Origin of the sequence: Paraburkholderia sp. BR14320, assembly GCF_040948665.1 — a bacterium.
GTDB classification, from domain to species: Bacteria; Pseudomonadota; Gammaproteobacteria; order Burkholderiales; family Burkholderiaceae; genus Paraburkholderia; species Paraburkholderia youngii.
The window spans coordinates 24305-41405 of record NZ_JBFPKG010000051.1 but is presented as its reverse complement, the minus strand read 5'-3'; the positions used below and the strand labels follow the sequence as shown (position 1 = coordinate 41405).

The window sequence follows — 17101 nt, the reverse complement described above, 5'->3', positions numbered from 1 at the left end:
TCGCGGCTTATTTATATGGCTTCTGCGATGAGAAACGAATTGCAGCATCGCACGGTGCTGTTGAACGAAGCGGTCGATGCGCTGGTTACGCGCGCCGACGGCACGTATGTGGACGGTACGTTCGGCCGTGGCGGCCATAGCCGCCTCGTACTTGAGCGGCTTGGTGAAGCGGGGCGGTTGATCGCGTTCGATAAAGATCCGCTCGCGATCGCGACGGCGCAGAAGATCGCCGACCCGCGCTTTGCCATCGTCCACGAGAGTTTTGCTTCACTGCGCGCCGCGATGGCGGAGCGCGGGGTAGGGCGTGTGTCGGGGGTGTTGCTGGATCTGGGCGTGTCGTCGCCGCAAGTCGACGATCCGGAGCGGGGCTTCAGCTTCCGCGCCGACGGCCCGCTCGACATGCGGATGGACCCGACGCGCGGCGAATCCGCGGCTGACTGGCTCGCGCGGGCTACGGTGCAGGAACTGACGGAGGTGATACGAGATTATGGGGAAGAACGGTTTGCTTTTCAGATTGCAAAGGCGCTTGTTGCTCGCCGGGCAGAGTCCGACCGTCTTGGGCCTCTCGTCAGCACGGGCGAGCTTGCCCAAATCGTGGCTAACGTCGTCAAAACCCGTGAGAAGGGCAAGGACCCGGCAACCCGCACCTTTCAGGCTATACGGATTCACGTCAATCAAGAGCTTGCGGAGCTGCAAGTCGTTCTAGAAGCAGCGTTGTCGTTGTTGGAGCAAGGGGGGCGGCTGGTGGTCATCAGCTTTCATTCGCTCGAGGACCGTATCGTCAAGCGATTCATGCAGGCGCACGCAAGTACGCCGGCGGTCGACCGCCGCCTGCCGATCCGCGCGGTCGACCTGCCGAGCCCTCCGCTCAAGATCATCGGCCGCGTATTCGCGAGCGACGCTGAAGTCGCCGACAATCCGCGCGCCCGTTCTGCCGTGATGCGCGTGGCGGAGCGGATCGCGCCATGAACCGCCTCAATATCTTCCTGCTGATCATCGTGATGGGCTGCGCCTTGTCGGTCGTCAACGCGACCAATCAGCAGCGTCAGATCTTTATCCAGCTGCAGCGCGCGCAGTCGCAGGAGCGTCAGCTGCAGCAGGACTATTCGCAGCTTCAATATCAGCAGAGCGCGCTGTCCAAAACGTCGCGCATCGAGCAACTCGCCACCGCCTCGCTGAAGATGCAATCGGCCACCACGGGCCGCACGCAGTACCTGACGCTCGCCCCGGGTGCCGCAACGGCGCTCGACGCCCCCATTCCGACTTCCGCGCCGGCCTCGGCGCCGGTTGCAGCCCGTCGCGGAGCCACGCGATGAAAAAATCGTCGGCGCACAAGAGCGTTGCGTTCTCGGCCAACCCGATTCTGTCGGTGCGCCTGCCGATGTGGCGCTCGAAGCTCGTCGTGTTCCTGCTGTTCATGGCGTTCGTCGCGCTCGCCGGGCGCGCGTTCTGGATTCAGGGGCCGGGGAACGCGTTCTATCTGAAGCAGGGCGAAATCCGCTATCAGCGCCGCATCGACATGCCCGCCACGCGCGGCAAGATTCTCGACCGCAACGGTCTCGTGCTCGCCACGAGTCTGCCGGTGCGCGCAATCTGGGCGATTCCCGAATCGGTGCCGGACGACCTCGGCGCCGACAAGCTCGACGCGCTCGGCAAATTGCTCGGCATGACGACGAAGGAACTGCGCTCGAAGCTGTCGGAAGACAAGACCTTCGTCTACGTGAAGCGCCAGGTGCCGGTGGACGTCGCCGATAAAGTCGCGGCGCTCGACATCCCCGGCATTTACTCGCGCGCCGAGTACAAGCGCTTCTATCCGGAAGGCGAGATCACCGCTCACCTGATCGGCTTCACCAACGTCGAGGACGAGGGCCAGGAAGGCGTCGAGCTCGGCGACCAGAAGCTGCTCGCGGGCACCTCGGGCAGCCGTCGCGTGATCAAGGACCGGATTGGTCACATCATCGAGGACGTCGACGAGCAGGTCGTGCCGCACAATGGCAAGGACGTCGACCTGTCGATCGACAGCAAGATCCAGTACATCGCCTATACGAACCTGAAAGCGGCCGTCGAAAAATTCAAGGCGAAGGCCGGCGCGGCGATGGTGATCGACGTGCGCACCGGCGAAGTGCTCGCGCTCGTCAACTACCCGACCTACAACCCGAACGACCGCTCGCACCTGACCGGCGAGCAGCTGCGCAACCGCATCCTGACCGACACGTTCGAGCCGGGCTCGATCATGAAGCCGTTCACGGTGTCGCTCGCGCTCGATCTGCACCGGGTGACGCCGACTACACTGGTAGATACGGGCAACGGTCACTTCGTACTCGACGGCGCGCCGATCACCGACGACAGCGGCTTCGGCGTGCTGACGGTCGGCGGCGTGATCCAGAAGTCGAGCAACATCGGCGCGACGAAGATCGCGATGCAGCTACGGCCCGAAGAAATGTGGAATATGTATACCAGCATCGGTCTCGGCCAGGCGCCGAAGGTCGGTTTTCCGGGCGCGGCGGCGGGCCGCCTGCGTCCGTGGAAGAGCTGGCGCCGCATCGAGCAGGCGACGATGTCGTACGGCTACGGCCTGTCGGTGTCGCTGTTCCAGCTCGGCCGCGCGTACACCGCGATCGCGCACGACGGCCAGATCATGCCGGTGACGATCTTCCACGCGCCGGGCGACCAGCCGGCCACCGGTCCGCAGATCTTTTCGCCGACCACCGCGCGTGAAGTGCGCGCGATGCTCGAAACCGTCGTGTCGGCACAAGGCACGTCGCCGGATGCGGCGGTGCCCGGCTATCGCGTCGGCGGCAAGAGCGGTACCGCGTACAAGCACGGACCGCACGGCTACGACCACTCCAAATATCGCGCGTCGTTCGTCGGGATGGCGCCGATGCCGAATCCACGCATCGTCGTTGCAGTGTCGGTCGACGAGCCGACGGCGGGTAGCCACTTCGGCGGCCAGGTGTCGGGCCCGGTGTTCTCGGGCATCGTCGGCGATACGCTGCGCGCGCTGAACGTGCCGCCCGACATGCCGGTCAAGCAGATGGTGGTGTCCGACGATTCGGCGCCGCCCGCGCCCGGCGCGCCGTCGGCGCCGTCCGGGGCGAAGAAGCTGCCGACGAACCCGGGCGTGAAGAAGGTGACCATTTCCGCCAACCAGAAAACCCATCCAGGAGGCGAGCGATGAGCGCGCTGCGCGAGCAACATCCAGCGCACCGGCAGATCGCCGACGCCCTCGCCTGGCTGCGCGCGCACGTGCAGCCAGGCGCGCATCTGCACGCCGACACGCGCTCGCTCGCGGCCGGCGACGCATTCTTCGCGTACGCGGTCGATGGCGCGGACAACCGCGCGTTCATCGACGCGGCGATCGAGCGCGGCGCGGCCGCCGTGCTCGTGCAACCCGAAGGCTTCACCGGCAAGCTCGACGCGTCCGTCGCGCATGCGGTACCGGCTTTGAACGAACTCGCCGGCACGATCGCGAGCGCGTGGTATCGCGATCCGAGCGACGCGATGCTCGCGGTCGGCATCACCGGCACGAACGGCAAGACGTCTTGCAGCCAGTGGGTCGCCGCGGCGCTGTCCGCGCGCGGCACGCGCTGTGCGATCGTCGGCACGCTCGGCACGGGCCTCGTTGGTCAGCTCGTGCACACCGGCTTCACGACGCCCGACGCACCGCAATTGCAGCGCAGCCTCGCGCAATTGCGTGACGCGGGCGCGCAGGCGGTGGCGATGGAAGTGTCGTCGCATGCGCTGCATCAGGGGCGCGTGAACGGCACCGCTTTCGACATCGCGGTGTTCACGAATCTGACGCAGGACCATCTCGACTATCACGGCACGTTCGAGGCCTATGAAGCCGCCAAGGCGCGCCTGTTCGCATGGCCCGAGCTGCGCGCGGCCGTGATCAATCGCGACGATGCCGCCGGCCGGCGTTTGCTCGCGAGCACGCGTGGTCACGCTCGCACCATCGCTTATGGCATCGAGGGCGAGCATGGCGGCGCCGGCGCCACGAATGCGCCACAAGCGGACGCTTGGCTGACCGCATCGAACGTGCGTGCGACCGCGACCGGCACCGCGTTTCGTCTGAGCACCTCGGACTGGGGCAACGCCGACGTCGAAGTGCAAACGCTCGGCCTCTTCAACGTCAGCAATCTGCTTGCGGTGCTCGGCGTGCTGCTCGCCGCGGACGTGCCGTTCGGCGCGGCGCTCGCCGAACTCGCAAAGCTGGAACCGGTGAACGGCCGCATGCAGCGTTTGGGCGGCCGACTGCAAAACGACGAGCCGCTCGTCGTGATCGATTACGCACACACACCCGACGCGCTCGAAAAAACGCTCGAGGCACTGCGCCCGATCGCGACCGCGCGCGGCGGCGAACTCGTCTGCATGTTCGGCTGCGGCGGCGACCGCGATGCGACCAAGCGTCCGTTGATGGGCGCGATCGCCGAGCGGCTGGCGGACAACGTCGTCGTGACGAGCGACAACCCGCGCAGCGAAAACCCGCTCGCGATCATCGAGCAAATTACCGCGGGCATGCAGGATGCGTCGCAGGCGCGCCGCGTCGAAGACCGCGCGAGCGCGATCCTGCAGGCGATCCGCGGCGCCGCGCGTGAAGACGTGATCGTGCTGGCCGGTAAGGGGCACGAAGCGACACAGGAAATCATGGGCAAGAAACGCGCTTTTTCCGATCAGGACCACGCCCGCCTCGCGCTCGCCGCGCGGGCCACACAAACTCGCGGAGGTGGCGAATGACGATGTTCTCGCTACGAGCAGCCGCCGCGCAGATTCCCGGCGCGAGCGTCAGCGGCGACGACAGCGTGCGCTTCGAACGCGTGTCGACCGACAGCCGCAGCACCGGTCCCGGCGATCTGTTCATCGCGATCAAGGGCGATCGATTCGACGCGCACGACTTCCTGCCGCAAGTCGCCGAGCGCAATGTCGCGGCCGTGCTGGTCGCGCGCACGCCGGAGAACTGGAGCGTGCCAGCGATTCGCGTCGCCGATACGCGCGCAGCGCTCGGCGCGCTCGCGCGCGGCTGGCGTCGTCAGTTCGACCTGCCGCTCGTCGCGGTCACCGGCAGCAACGGCAAGACCACGGTCAAGGAAATGATCGCGTCGATCTTCGCGGCCGCGGTCGGCGCGGACGCGCGTCTGGCCACCGCCGGCAATTTCAACAACGACATCGGCCTGCCGCTCACGCTGTTCCGTCTGCATGCCGCGCATCGGCTCGCGGTGGTCGAGCTCGGCATGAACCATCCGGGCGAAACCGAACAGCTCGCGAAGCTCGCCGAGCCGACGGTCGCGGTCGTCAACAACGCGCAGCGCGAGCACCAGGAATTCATGGCGACCGTCGAAGCGGTCGCGCTCGAACACGCGAGCGTGATTCACGCGCTGTCACCGGAAGGCACCGCAGTGTTCCCCGCCGACGACGCGTACGCGAGCATCTGGCGCGTCGCCGCTACCGGCAGCCGCATCATCGATTTCGCGTTGAACAGCGCGGAGCGCACCACCGAAGCCGCGGTGCAGGGCACGTTCGACGGCAAGCGTTTGAGCATCGACACGCCGCAAGGCCATCTCGACGTGACGCTGCAGGTGCTCGGCGATCACAACGCGCACAACGCGCTCGCGGCGACCTCGGCCGCGTTGGCCGCGGGTGTGTCGCTCGACGCGATCCAGCGCGGACTCGAATCGTTCGGCGCGGTGAAGGGCCGTCTGCAGGTCAAGCAGGCCGCGCTCGGCTCGCTCGCGGGCGCAACCGTGATCGACGACACCTACAACGCGAATCCCGATTCGATGCGCGCCGCGATCGACGTGCTCGCGTCGCGTGAATCGCCGCGTGTGCTCGTGATGGGCGACATGGGCGAAGTCGGCGACAACGGCCGGGCGTTTCACCGCGAAATCGGCGCGTATGCGAAAGAGCGCGGTATCGACGCGCTGTATGCGATGGGCGACGCCTCGCGCGACGCCTGCACCGCATACGGCGCGGGCGCGCACCACGTCGCCGATGTCGGCGCGCTGGTCGCGCAATTGCAGCAGGCCGGCTTCGGCGCTGCCGCAACGCTTCTCGTGAAAGGCTCGCGTTTCATGCAAATGGAGCGCGTGGTGGACGCCGTTACGAGTCCACAACCCAATGCCGCGGGCTCGACGCCCGCCGCACATTAAAAGAAGGATCCAGGCATGCTACTGGCGCTGGCGCAATGGCTGCAGAATGACGCAAGCTTCTTGCGCGTGTTCAGTTATCTGACGTTTCGTGCGGTGATGGCGACCATCACCGCGTTGCTGATCGGGCTCGTCTGCGGCCCGGCGGTCATTCGCAAGCTGACCGCAATGAAGGTCGGCCAGGCCGTTCGCAAGGACGGCCCGCAAACTCATCTCGTCAAATCGGGCACGCCGACGATGGGCGGCGTGCTGATCCTGCTCGGCATCGGCGTCGCCACGCTGCTGTGGGCGGATCTGACCAACCGCTTCATCTGGATCGTGATGCTCGTCACGTTCGGCTTCGGCGTGATCGGCTGGGTCGACGATTACCGCAAGGTCGTCTACAAGGACCCGCGCGGCATGTCATCGCGCGAGAAGTATTTCTGGCAATCGGTGATCGGACTGTTCGCGGCGGTGTATCTCGCGTTCAGCGTGTCCGAGGCGAGCAACGTGCGCGTGTTCGACCTGTTCATGGCGTGGGTGCGCAGTGGCCTGTCGATGGGCCTGCCGGCGCGCGCCGACCTGTTGCTGCCGTTCTTCAAGTCGATCACTTATCCGCTCGGCGTGTGGGGCTTCATCGTGTTGACGTATCTGGTGATCGTCGGCGCGAGCAACGCGGTGAATCTGACCGACGGCCTCGACGGACTCGTGATCATGCCGGTCGTGCTGGTCGGCGGGTCGCTCGGCGTATTCGCATACGTGATGGGCAGCTCGGTCTACTCGAAGTACCTGCTGTTTCCGCACATTCCCGGCGCGGGCGAACTGCTGATCTTCTGTTCGGCGATGGGCGGCGCGGGACTTGCGTTCCTGTGGTTCAACACGCACCCGGCGCAGATGTTCATGGGCGACGTCGGCGCGCTCGCACTCGGCGGCGCGCTCGGCACGGTCGCGGTGATCGTGCGTCAGGAAATCGTGCTGTTCATCATGGGCGGCATTTTCGTTGCGGAGACGCTGTCGGTGATGCTGCAGGTCACGTGGTTCAAGTACACGAAGCGCCGTTACGGCGAAGGGCGGCGCTTCTTCAAGATGGCGCCGCTGCATCACCATTTCGAATTGTCGGGCTGGAAGGAAACACAGGTGGTCGTGCGGTTCTGGATCATCACGTTGATGTTGTGCCTATTCGGTTTGTCCACTCTCAAATTGCGTTAAGCAGCAGTATTTAAGGAAGCAGGCGATGTTCGGCGAGAAGTTTCGGGATCGGCAAAAGCCGATGGTGCTCGTGCTGGGACTGGGTGAATCCGGTCTCGCGATGGCGCGCTGGTGCGCCAGGCACGGCTGTCGGCTGCGCGTGGCAGATACGCGCGAAGTGCCGCCGAACCTGTCCGCCCTCGAAGCGCATGGTGTCGATGCCGATTTCGTCGGCGGTCCGTTTTCGCCGGTGCTGCTCGAAGGCGTCGAACTGGTCGCGATCAGCCCGGGGCTGTCGCCGCTCGCCGCCGATCTGCTGCCGCTGATCACGGCGGCGCGCGAGCAGGGCATTCCGGTGTGGGGCGAGCTCGAACTGTTCTCGCAGGCGCTGCGCACGCTCGGCGAGTCCGGCTACGCGCCGAAGGTTATCGCGATCACCGGCACGAACGGCAAGACCACGACGACGAGCCTGACCGGCCTGCTGTGCGAACGCGCGGGCAAGAAGGTCGCGGTGGCGGGCAACATCAGCCCGTCGCTGCTCGACAAGCTGTCCGAAGCGATCGATCAGACCGCGCTGCCCGACGTGTGGGTGCTCGAACTGTCGAGCTTCCAGCTGGAGACCTCGCATACGTTTACGCCGGACGCGGCGGCCGTGCTCAACATCACGCAGGATCATCTGGACTGGCACGGCGGACTCGATGCGTACGCGGCCGCGAAGGGCCGCATCTTCGGTACACGAACGGTGCGCGTGCTGAATCGCGACGACGCCCGTGTGATGTCGCTCGGGCCCACCAGCGGCGAGGCGGAAGTCATCACGTTCGGCGTGACCGAGCCGAAGAACGACGGTGACTACGGCCTGTTGCGCGAGAACGGCATGGTGTGGCTCGTCGAGGCGCAAGATCGCGACGCGAGCGATGAGCCCACGCCGAAGCGCCGTCGCAAGAACGAAGCAGCCGCAACGCCCGACATCGCGCTGAAGCGTCTGATGCCAGCCGACGCGCTGCGCATCCGCGGTCTGCACAACGCGGCGAACGCGCTGGCCGCGTACGCGCTCGCGCGCGCGATCGGTCTGCCCGGCGCACCGCTGCTGCATGGCCTGCGCGAATATCGCGGCGAGCCGCATCGCGTGGAACTGATCGCGTCGATCGACGGCATCGACTACGTGGACGACAGCAAGGGCACCAACGTCGGCGCGACGGTCGCCGCGCTCGACGGTCTCGCGCAACGCGTCGTGCTGATCGCGGGCGGCGACGGCAAGGGCCAGCAATTCGAGCCGCTCGCCGCGCCGGTGATGCGCTGGTGCCGCGCGGTGATGCTGATCGGCCGCGACGCGCCGCAAATTCGCGCGGCGCTCGAACACTGCGGCGTCGCGATGACCGATCACGCGACGCTCGAAGAAGCGACGCGCGCGGCCACGGCAATCGCGCAGCCCGGCGACGCGGTGCTGCTGTCGCCCGCGTGCGCGAGCTTCGACATGTTCAACGGATACGCACACCGTGCGGCGGTATTCCGCAGCACGGTCGAAGATATCGCGGCCGAACGGGGGACGATGATATGAGCTGGTCGGAACGTTTCGGCTCGCGCGAAGCCACCGGCGGCAACGGCGCCGCCGCAGGTACGTCTTCCCGCACGTCGACCCGCACGGGCGGCAGCGGACTCGCGAGCGCGGTCAACGGCGTGCGGCCGCTGCGCTCGCGCATGCTCGACTACGACCACTCGCTGTTGTGGGTCGTCGTCGCGCTGCTCGGACTCGGCATCGTGATGGTGTACTCGGCGTCGATCGCGATGCCCGATTCGCCGAAGTACGCGTCGTATCGCGACTGGGCGTTCCTCGTGCGCCAGATCGTCTTCGTGCTGATGGGCTCGGCGGTCGGCATCGTCTCGTTCCGCATTCCGATTTCGACGTGGGACAAGTACGCGCCCAAGCTTTTCCTGATCTCGCTCGTCGCGCTCGTGATCGTGCTGATTCCGCACGTCGGCAAGGGTGTGAACGGTGCGCGCCGCTGGATTCCGCTCGGCATCACGAACATGCAGCCGTCGGAAATCATGAAGCTCGCGGTGACGATCTACGCGGCGAACTACACGGTGCGCAAGCAGGAATACATGCACAGTTTCGCCAAGGGCTTTCTGCCGATGGCGGTCGCGGTCGGCCTGGTCGGCGCGCTGCTGCTGCTCGAGCCGGACATGGGCGCGTTCATGGTGATCGCGGCGATCGCGATGGGCGTGCTGTTCCTCGGCGGCGTGAACGGCAAGCTGTTCGGCGGCCTCGTCGCGACCGCGGTGGGAACATTTACGTTGCTGGTGTGGGCTTCGCCTTGGCGTCGTGAGCGGATCTTCGCGTACCTCGATCCATGGGACGATCGCTACGCACAGGGCAAAGCGTATCAATTGACGCACTCGCTGATCGCGTTCGGGCGTGGCGAGTGGTTCGGCGTCGGTCTCGGCGGCAGCGTCGAGAAGCTCAACTATCTGCCCGAAGCGCATACCGACTTCATTCTCGCAGTGATCGGCGAGGAGTTGGGTTTCGTCGGCGTGCTCGTCGTGATCCTGATGTTCTACTGGATCGTGCGCCGTTCATTCGAGATCGGTCGTCAGGCGCTCGCACTCGATCGCACGTTCGCGGGTCTCGTCGCGAAGGGCGTCGGCATCTGGTTCGGCGCGCAGACCTTCATCAACATGGGCGTAAACCTCGGTCTTCTGCCGACCAAAGGTCTCACGCTGCCGCTCGTTAGCTACGGTGGCTCGGGCATTTTGCTGAACTGTGTGGCGATCGCCGTTTTGATGCGGGTGGATTACGAAAATCGTGTGCTGATGCGTGGAGGGAAGGTATGACCCTCACGCCACAACGCACGCTGATGGTGATGGCCGGCGGCACCGGGGGACATGTGTTCCCGGGGCTCGCGGTCGCGCATCTGATGCAGGCATGGGGCTGGAAAGTCGTATGGCTCGGCAACCCCGCGGGCATGGAAGCGACGCTGGTACCGAAGCACGGCATTCCGATGGAGTACGTGCGCTTCGGCGGCGTGCGCGGCAAGGGGCTGAAGACCAAGCTGATGCTGCCGGTGAATCTGCTGCGCGCGTGCACGCAGAGCCTAAGCGTGCTGCGTCGCGTGAAGCCCGATGTCGTGCTCGGCATGGGCGGCTACATCACGTTCCCGGCCGGGCTGATGACCGCGTTGAGCGGGTGCCCGCTGGTGCTGCACGAACAGAATTCGATCGCCGGTCTCGCGAACAAGGTGCTCGCGAAGCTCGCGAAGCGCGTGCTGGTCGCGTTTCCGAATGCGCTGCCGCACGGCGAATGGACCGGCAATCCGATTCGTGAGGAACTTGCGCGCGCGAATGCACCCAAAGCACGCTACGCGCAGCGTAACGGTCCGCTGAACGTGCTCGTCGTGGGTGGCAGCCTCGGCGCCGCCGCGTTGAACGAAGTCGTCCCGCGCGCGGTCGCGCTGTTAGCGCCCAATGAAAGACCGCGCATCGTGCATCAGGCGGGCGCGAAGCATATCGATGCGCTGCGCGAGAACTATGCGGCCGCAGGCTTGCAGGCAGGCGCGGACGTGTCGCTCGTGCCGTTCATCGACGACATGACGAGCGCCTATGCGCAGGCCGACCTGGTGATCTGCCGCTCGGGCGCGATGACGGTGTCGGAGATATCGGCGGTCGGCGTCGCGGCGCTGTTCGTGCCGTTCCCGTACGCGGTCGACGATCACCAGACCACTAATGCAGCGTTTCTCGCCGACAACGGCGCGGCGCTGGTCGTACAACAACGCGATCTGTCGGCGGAAAAGCTCGCCGACTGGTTGCGTAGCCAGACGCGGGAAAGTCTCGCGGAAATGGCGGAGCGTTCGCGCTCGCTCGCGAAACCGGATGCCACCGAACAGGTCGCGCAGATCTGCGCGACGGTGGCGGGTGCGGGTTCGATGGCGGGCATGAGCCCAGAAGGAAAGCAATGAAACACATCGTCAAACATATTCATTTCGTCGGCATCGGCGGCGTCGGCATGAGCGGCATCGCCGAAGTGCTCGTCAATCTCGGCTATCAGGTGAGCGGCTCGGACCTGTCGGGCAACGCGGTCACCGAGCGCCTCGCCGGGCTCGGCGCGCGCATTTCGATCGGGCACGCGGCGGAGAACATCGAAGGCGCGAACGCGGTGGTGGTGTCGACCGCGGTGCGCAGCGACAACCCGGAAGTGCTGGCCGCGCGTCATCGCCGCATTCCGATCGTGCCGCGCGCGGTGATGCTCGCGGAACTGATGCGTCTGAAGCAGGGCATCGCGATCGCCGGCACGCACGGCAAGACCACGACCACGTCGCTGGTTGCGAGCGTGCTCGCCGCGGGCGGGCTCGATCCGACCTTCGTGATCGGCGGCCGGCTGATCAGTGCGGGCGCGAATGCGCGTCTGGGCACCGGCGACTTCATCGTCGCCGAGGCGGACGAATCGGACGCGTCGTTCCTCAACCTGTTCCCGGTGATCGAAGTCATCACGAACATCGACGCCGATCATATGGATACCTATGGTCACGACTTCGCGCGTCTGAAGCAGGCGTTCATCGAATTCACGCACCGTCTGCCGTTCTATGGCATCGCGGTGCTGTGCGTCGACGATCCGAACGTAAAAGAGATCCTGCCGTTCGTGTCGAAGCCGATCATCCGCTACGGTTTTGCGGCCGATGCACAGGTGCGCGCGGTCAACGTCGAAGCGCGCGAAGGGCGCATGCATTTCACCGTGATGCGCGAAGACGCGGCGCCGCTCGACGTCACGTTGAACCTGCCGGGCGAGCACAACGTGCAGAACGCGTTGGCCGCAATTGCAATTGCGACTGAACTTGAAGTGAAAGATGCCGATATCCAGCGAGCGCTCGCGGATTTCAACGGCGTCGGCCGACGCTTCCAGCGTTACGGCGAAGTGCCGGTCGTCAGCGACGGCCAGGCCGCGGGCTCCTACACGCTGGTGGACGACTACGGTCACCACCCGGTCGAAATGGCCGCCACGGTGGCGGCGGCGCGCGGCGCATTTCCGGGTCGGCGCCTGGTGCTGGCGTTCCAGCCGCACCGCTTCACGCGCACGCGTGATTGCTTCGAGGATTTCGTGAAAGTGCTGTCGACCGTCGACGCGCTCGTGCTGACCGAAGTCTATGCGGCCGGCGAAGCGCCGATCGTCGCGGCGGACGGCCGCGCGTTGGCGCGCGCGCTGCGTGTCGCGGGCAAGGTCGAGCCGGTGTTCGTCGATACGGTCGATGAAGTGCCGGACGCGCTCTCTACGGTGGTGCGCGACGGTGATGTGGTGATTACGATGGGCGCGGGTTCGATCGGCGGTGTGCCGGGTCGCCTCGCTCAGGAACTGAAGGTGTGAGATGAGCAGTATCGATCCCAAAAAATTCGGCAAGGTGGCAGTGCTGCTCGGCGGTAATTCGGCCGAGCGCGAGGTGTCGCTCAATTCCGGACGTCTGGTGCTGCAGGGTCTGCGCGACGCCGGCGTCGACGCGCATCCGTTCGATCCGGCCGAGCGTCCGCTGTCGGCATTGAAGGAAGAGGGCTTCGTGCGCGCGTTCAACGCGCTGCATGGCGGCTACGGCGAAAACGGCCAGATCCAGGGCGCGCTCGATTTCTACGGCATCCGCTACACCGGTAGCGGCGTGCTCGGCTCGGCGCTCGGACTCGACAAGTTCCGCACCAAGCTCGTGTGGCAGCAGCTCGGCATTCCGACGCCGCCGTTCGAAGCGGTGCTGCGCGGTGACGACTACGAAGCGCGCGCGAAAGAGATCGTCGCGAAGCTCGGCCTGCCGCTGTTCGTCAAGCCGGCGAGCGAAGGTTCGAGCGTCGCCGTGATCAAGGTGAAGAGCGCGGACGCGCTGCCGGCCGCGCTGATCGAGGCCGTGAAATACGACCGTATCGTCGTGGTCGAGAAGAGCATCGAAGGCGGCGGCGAGTACACCGCGTGCATCGCCGGCAATCTGGATCTGCCGGTGATCCGCATCGTGCCGGCCGGCGAGTTCTACGACTATCACGCGAAGTACATCGCCAACGACACGCAGTATCTGATTCCCTGCGGTCTCGGCGCCGAAGAGGAAGCGCGCCTGAAGGTGCTCGCGCGCCGCGCGTTCGACGTGCTCGGCTGCACCGACTGGGGCCGCGCGGATTTCATGCTCGATGGTGAAGGCAAGCCGTACTTCCTCGAAGTGAACACGGCGCCCGGCATGACCGATCACTCGCTGCCGCCGAAAGCGGCGCGCGCGGTAGGCATCAGCTATCAGGAACTCGTGGTCGGCGTCTTGGCGCTGACGCTGCAGGATTAACCAGGGTAAGCGCAAGCAACACCATGTGGAACAACGTTCGCCAGCTCAATCTCGCCACCAACGCGCTGCACGCGTTGCTGGTGCTCGTGCTGCTGGCGGCGGGCGGTTACTGGATGATCCAGCGCCCGAATTTCGCGCTGCGCGAGATCCAGATCGACGGCGACACCGAGCACATCAATTCGCCGACGGTGCGCGCCGGCGTTGTGGGGCGCCTGAAGGGCAACTACTTCACGGTCGATCTCGACGCCGCGCGTCAGGCGTTCGAGCAGATGCCGTGGGTGCGTCACGCGAGCGTGCGGCGCGTGTGGCCGAATGCACTGGCTGTCACGCTCGAAGAGTACAAGCCGCTAGGGACGTGGGGCAGCGATCAGCTGGTGAGCGTCGACGGCGAACTGTTCACCGCGAACCAGGGCGAGCTCGACGAAGAACTGCCCGCGTTCGACGGCCCGGACGGTACGGCGAAGGAAGTCGTCGCGCGTTATCACGACTTCCAGAAGTGGTTCGCGGCGATCAACGCGACGCCCGAGGAAGTGACGCTGTCGCCGCGCTATGCGTGGACGGTGAAACTGTCGAACGGCACGCAGGTGGAGTTCGGCCGCGAACGCAATCAGGACACGCTGGCCGATCGCAGCAAACGCCTGACCGCGGCATGGGGCGCGGTGACGCAACGTTGGGGAAAGGATATCGAGAATGCGGACTTGCGCTATCCGAACGGTTTCGCGATTCGTGCCGCTGGCATGCGCTTCATCAGCGAACCCGACAAGGGCAAGAAGTAAACGGACATCACACGCACTGAGCACGCTATGAGTAAAGACTATAAGGATCTGCTGGTCGCCCTCGACATCGGGACGTCGAAGGTAGTGGCCATCGTCGCCGAGTTGAAGGGCGAGGGTCACTACGAGGTGATCGGTCTCGGCCAGAGCGAATCGAAGGGGCTCAAGAAGGGCGTGGTGGTGAACATCGAAGCCACCGTGCAGTCGATTCAGCGCGCGCTCGAGGAAGCCGAGCTGATGGCCGACTGCAAGATCACGAACGTGTTCACCGGGATCGCCGGCAGCCATATCCGCAGCTTCAATTCCAGCGGCATGGTCGCGATCAAGGAGAAGGAAGTCACGCAGGCGGACGTGGCGCGCGTGATCGAAACGGCCAAGGCGATCAACATCCCGACCGATCAGCAGGTGCTGCATATCCTCACGCAGGAATTCATCATCGACGGCCAGGAAGACGTGCGCGAGCCGATCGGCATGAGCGGCATCCGCCTCGAAGTGAAGGTGCATATCGTCACCGGCGCGGTCAGCGCGGCGCAGAACATCGTCAAGTGCGTGCGCCGCTGCGGTCTCGAAGTGAACGACCTGATTCTGCAGCCGCTCGCGTCGTCGCTGGCGGTGCTGACGGAAGACGAAAAGGAACTGGGCGTGGTGCTGGTCGACATCGGCGGCGGCACGACGGACATCGCGATCTTCAGCGAAGGCGCGATCCGCCACACCGCCGTGATTCCGATCGCCGGCGACCAGATCACCAGCGACATCGCAATGGCGCTGCGCACGCCGACGCCGGATGCCGAAGACATCAAGGTCGACTACGGCATCGCCAAGCAGGCGCTCGCCGATCCGGACGAGATGATCGAAGTGCCGGGTCTCGGCGAACGCGGTCCGCGCACGCTGTCGCGCCAGGCGCTGGCGGCGGTGATCGAGCCGCGCGTCGAAGAACTGTTTTCGCTCGTGCAGCAGGTGGTGCGCGAGTCGGGTTACGAGGAGTTGCTGAGTTCGGGCGTCGTGCTGACGGGCGGCGCGTCGATGATGATCGGCATGGTCGAGCTCGGTGAGGACATTTTCCTGAAGCCGGTGCGCATTGGCGTGCCGGAGTACGCGGGCGGTCTCGCCGACGTCGTGCGCAATCCGCGCTATTCGACGGCGATGGGCCTGCTCGTCGAAGGACGCTCGCAGCGCATGCGCGGGCGCAAGGTTGCGGTGCAGTCGGGGTCGATGGGACAGGTGTTCTCGCGCATGAAGGACTGGTTCCTCGGCAACTTCTGACCAGGGGTTTCGAGAAATTCGCGCTGGTGCCGGCGGCCGGTGCGCGACAGGAGGTTGCCCGATCTCCTGCCGGATAACGCCGAGTGGCAGTAACTTTTTATCTTGACGGAGGCAACATGGAATTCCAGATGCTGGAAACCGAAACGAGCGGCACCATCATCAAGGTCGTCGGAGTCGGTGGCGCTGGCGGCAATGCCGTTCAGCACATGATCAACAAAGGCGTGCAAGGCGTCGACTTCATCGTGATGAACACGGACGCGCAGGCGCTGTCGCGTTCGCGCGCAACCGCGGTGATCCAGCTCGGCAACACGGGTCTGGGCGCAGGTGCCAAGCCGGAAATGGGCCGCGCCGCCGCTGAAGAAGCACGCGAGCGCATCGCCGACGCACTGCGCGGCGCGCACATGGTGTTCATCACCGCCGGCATGGGTGGCGGCACGGGCACGGGCGCGGCACCGGTCGTCGCGCAGATCGCGAAGGAAATGGGCATTCTGACCGTCGGCGTCGTCAGCAAGCCGTTCGAATTCGAAGGCGGCAAGCGGATGCGCGTGGCGGAAGCCGGTTCGCAACAACTGGAGGATCACGTCGACTCGCTGATCGTCGTGCTGAACGACAAGCTGTTCGAGGTGATGGGCGACGACGCCGAGATGGACAAGTGCTTCCAGTGCGCTGACGACGTTCTGAACAACGCGGTTGCGGGCATTGCGGAAATCATCAACGTCGACGGTCTCGTCAACGTCGACTTCGAAGACGTGAAGACCGTGATGGGCGAGCAGGGCAAGGCGATGATGGGCACGGCGACGGTTGCCGGTGTCGATCGCGCGCGTCTCGCGGCCGAGCAGGCCGTCGCGAGCCCGCTGCTGGAAGGCGTCGATCTGTCGGGCGCGCGTGGCGTGCTGGTCAACATCACGTCGAGCCGTTCGCTGCGTCTGTCGGAAACGCGCGAAGTGATGAACACGATCAAGAGCTATGCCGCGGAAGATGCGACGGTGATCTTCGGCGCCGTGTACGACGATGCAATGGGCGACGCGCTGCGCGTGACGGTCGTGGCAACGGGTCTCGGCCGCGCGGCGAAGAAGCAGCAATCGGCACCGATGACGCTGCTGCGCACCGGCACCGACAACCAGCCGGTCGGCGCGATGGCGCACGCAGCGTACGCACCGGCGGCAGGCCATGCCAGCACGGCCGACTACGGCGCGCTCGACACGCCGGCAGTGTGGCGCACGTCGCGCGACACGGCGGCCTCGCACGTGCAGGCGCTGCAGGAAAAGGGCGTCGATACGTACGACATTCCTGCATTCCTGCGCAAGCAGGCGGACTGAGCGCACGGGCAGGCTTCGTTGCCGCGCTGCGACTGAGGTCGCAAGTGCAGCGCTGGCGGACGAACGCACGAGCGTGGCGGGTGAACGGCAAGCAGGTCGCGTATCGTCTGGTTCGCGGCAGGGGCAACTGCCCTCTGCGG

Annotated in this window: 14 protein-coding genes; all 14 read left to right on the top strand. The window is 65.6% G+C overall.

What is annotated here, in order from left to right; genetic code table 11:
• The first annotated feature begins 15 nt into the window (after positions 1 to 15).
• The 14 genes from rsmH (at position 16) to ftsZ (ending at position 16961) form a co-directional block, all read left to right on the top strand.
• Positions 16 to 969, top strand: a complete 954-nt coding sequence (rsmH, locus tag AB3X89_RS31960) for a 16S rRNA (cytosine(1402)-N(4))-methyltransferase RsmH (RefSeq protein ID WP_176104975.1) — start codon at positions 16 to 18, stop codon at positions 967 to 969.
• Positions 966 to 1316: a cell division protein FtsL gene (gene ftsL, locus AB3X89_RS31955; RefSeq protein ID WP_368586825.1), complete on the top strand. Its 351-nt coding sequence runs from the start codon at positions 966 to 968 to the stop codon at positions 1314 to 1316. Before rsmH ends, ftsL begins: the two co-directional genes overlap by 4 nt.
• Entirely contained in the window at positions 1313 to 3178 is a 1866-nt protein-coding gene (locus tag AB3X89_RS31950) for a peptidoglycan D,D-transpeptidase FtsI family protein (RefSeq protein ID WP_368586824.1), read from the top strand. The genes ftsL and AB3X89_RS31950 overlap by 4 nt, the downstream gene beginning before the upstream one ends.
• A complete protein-coding gene (locus AB3X89_RS31945) occupies positions 3175 to 4737 on the top strand; it encodes a UDP-N-acetylmuramoyl-L-alanyl-D-glutamate--2,6-diaminopimelate ligase (protein WP_368586823.1) in 1563 nt (520 codons plus the stop codon). The genes AB3X89_RS31950 and AB3X89_RS31945 overlap by 4 nt, the downstream gene beginning before the upstream one ends.
• Positions 4734 to 6146: a UDP-N-acetylmuramoyl-tripeptide--D-alanyl-D-alanine ligase gene (murF, locus tag AB3X89_RS31940; RefSeq protein WP_368586822.1), complete on the top strand. Its 1413-nt coding sequence runs from the start codon at positions 4734 to 4736 to the stop codon at positions 6144 to 6146. The genes AB3X89_RS31945 and murF overlap by 4 nt, the downstream gene beginning before the upstream one ends.
• Before the next feature lie 15 nt (positions 6147 to 6161).
• Positions 6162 to 7331, top strand: a complete 1170-nt coding sequence (mraY, locus tag AB3X89_RS31935) for a phospho-N-acetylmuramoyl-pentapeptide-transferase (RefSeq protein ID WP_176104980.1) — start codon at positions 6162 to 6164, stop codon at positions 7329 to 7331.
• Positions 7332 to 7356: 25 nt separating this feature from the next.
• On the top strand, positions 7357 to 8868 hold the full coding sequence (gene murD / locus AB3X89_RS31930; RefSeq protein WP_368586821.1) for a UDP-N-acetylmuramoyl-L-alanine--D-glutamate ligase: 1512 nt from the start codon (positions 7357 to 7359) through the stop codon (positions 8866 to 8868).
• Positions 8865 to 10142, top strand: a complete 1278-nt coding sequence (gene ftsW / locus AB3X89_RS31925) for a putative lipid II flippase FtsW (protein WP_176121921.1) — start codon at positions 8865 to 8867, stop codon at positions 10140 to 10142. The genes murD and ftsW overlap by 4 nt, the downstream gene beginning before the upstream one ends.
• Complete coding sequence (gene murG, locus AB3X89_RS31920; RefSeq protein WP_368586820.1) at positions 10139 to 11263, top strand: undecaprenyldiphospho-muramoylpentapeptide beta-N-acetylglucosaminyltransferase; 1125 nt, start codon at positions 10139 to 10141, stop codon at positions 11261 to 11263. The genes ftsW and murG overlap by 4 nt, the downstream gene beginning before the upstream one ends.
• Positions 11260 to 12663: a UDP-N-acetylmuramate--L-alanine ligase gene (gene murC, locus AB3X89_RS31915; RefSeq protein WP_368586819.1), complete on the top strand. Its 1404-nt coding sequence runs from the start codon at positions 11260 to 11262 to the stop codon at positions 12661 to 12663. Before murG ends, murC begins: the two co-directional genes overlap by 4 nt.
• 1 nt (position 12664) lies before the next feature.
• Positions 12665 to 13606, top strand: coding sequence for a D-alanine--D-alanine ligase (locus tag AB3X89_RS31910; RefSeq protein WP_368586818.1), 942 nt, complete (start codon positions 12665 to 12667; stop codon positions 13604 to 13606).
• A 23-nt stretch (positions 13607 to 13629) separates the two neighbouring features.
• Entirely contained in the window at positions 13630 to 14382 is a 753-nt protein-coding gene (locus AB3X89_RS31905) for a cell division protein FtsQ/DivIB (protein WP_368586817.1), read from the top strand.
• A 27-nt stretch (positions 14383 to 14409) separates the two neighbouring features.
• Entirely contained in the window at positions 14410 to 15642 is a 1233-nt protein-coding gene (ftsA, locus tag AB3X89_RS31900; protein WP_008921172.1) for a cell division protein FtsA, read from the top strand.
• 116 nt (positions 15643 to 15758) lie between these two features.
• Positions 15759 to 16961, top strand: coding sequence for a cell division protein FtsZ (gene ftsZ, locus AB3X89_RS31895; RefSeq protein ID WP_013090606.1), 1203 nt, complete (start codon positions 15759 to 15761; stop codon positions 16959 to 16961).
• Positions 16962 to 17101: the final 140 nt, after the last annotated feature.

Coding starts and splice junctions, on each gene's coding strand:
- murC (WP_368586819.1), top strand. CDS start 11,260: ATGAAACACATCGTCAAACATATTCATTTCGTCGGCATCGGCGGCGTC.
- AB3X89_RS31905 (WP_368586817.1), top strand. CDS start 13,630: ATGTGGAACAACGTTCGCCAGCTCAATCTCGCCACCAACGCGCTGCAC.
- AB3X89_RS31950 (WP_368586824.1), top strand. CDS start 1,313: ATGAAAAAATCGTCGGCGCACAAGAGCGTTGCGTTCTCGGCCAACCCG.
- AB3X89_RS31945 (WP_368586823.1), top strand. CDS start 3,175: ATGAGCGCGCTGCGCGAGCAACATCCAGCGCACCGGCAGATCGCCGAC.
- ftsA (WP_008921172.1), top strand. CDS start 14,410: ATGAGTAAAGACTATAAGGATCTGCTGGTCGCCCTCGACATCGGGACG.
- murF (WP_368586822.1), top strand. CDS start 4,734: ATGACGATGTTCTCGCTACGAGCAGCCGCCGCGCAGATTCCCGGCGCG.
- murG (WP_368586820.1), top strand. CDS start 10,139: ATGACCCTCACGCCACAACGCACGCTGATGGTGATGGCCGGCGGCACC.
- ftsW (WP_176121921.1), top strand. CDS start 8,865: ATGAGCTGGTCGGAACGTTTCGGCTCGCGCGAAGCCACCGGCGGCAAC.
- murD (WP_368586821.1), top strand. CDS start 7,357: ATGTTCGGCGAGAAGTTTCGGGATCGGCAAAAGCCGATGGTGCTCGTG.
- rsmH (WP_176104975.1), top strand. CDS start 16: ATGGCTTCTGCGATGAGAAACGAATTGCAGCATCGCACGGTGCTGTTG.
- AB3X89_RS31910 (WP_368586818.1), top strand. CDS start 12,665: ATGAGCAGTATCGATCCCAAAAAATTCGGCAAGGTGGCAGTGCTGCTC.
- mraY (WP_176104980.1), top strand. CDS start 6,162: ATGCTACTGGCGCTGGCGCAATGGCTGCAGAATGACGCAAGCTTCTTG.
- ftsL (WP_368586825.1), top strand. CDS start 966: ATGAACCGCCTCAATATCTTCCTGCTGATCATCGTGATGGGCTGCGCC.
- ftsZ (WP_013090606.1), top strand. CDS start 15,759: ATGGAATTCCAGATGCTGGAAACCGAAACGAGCGGCACCATCATCAAG.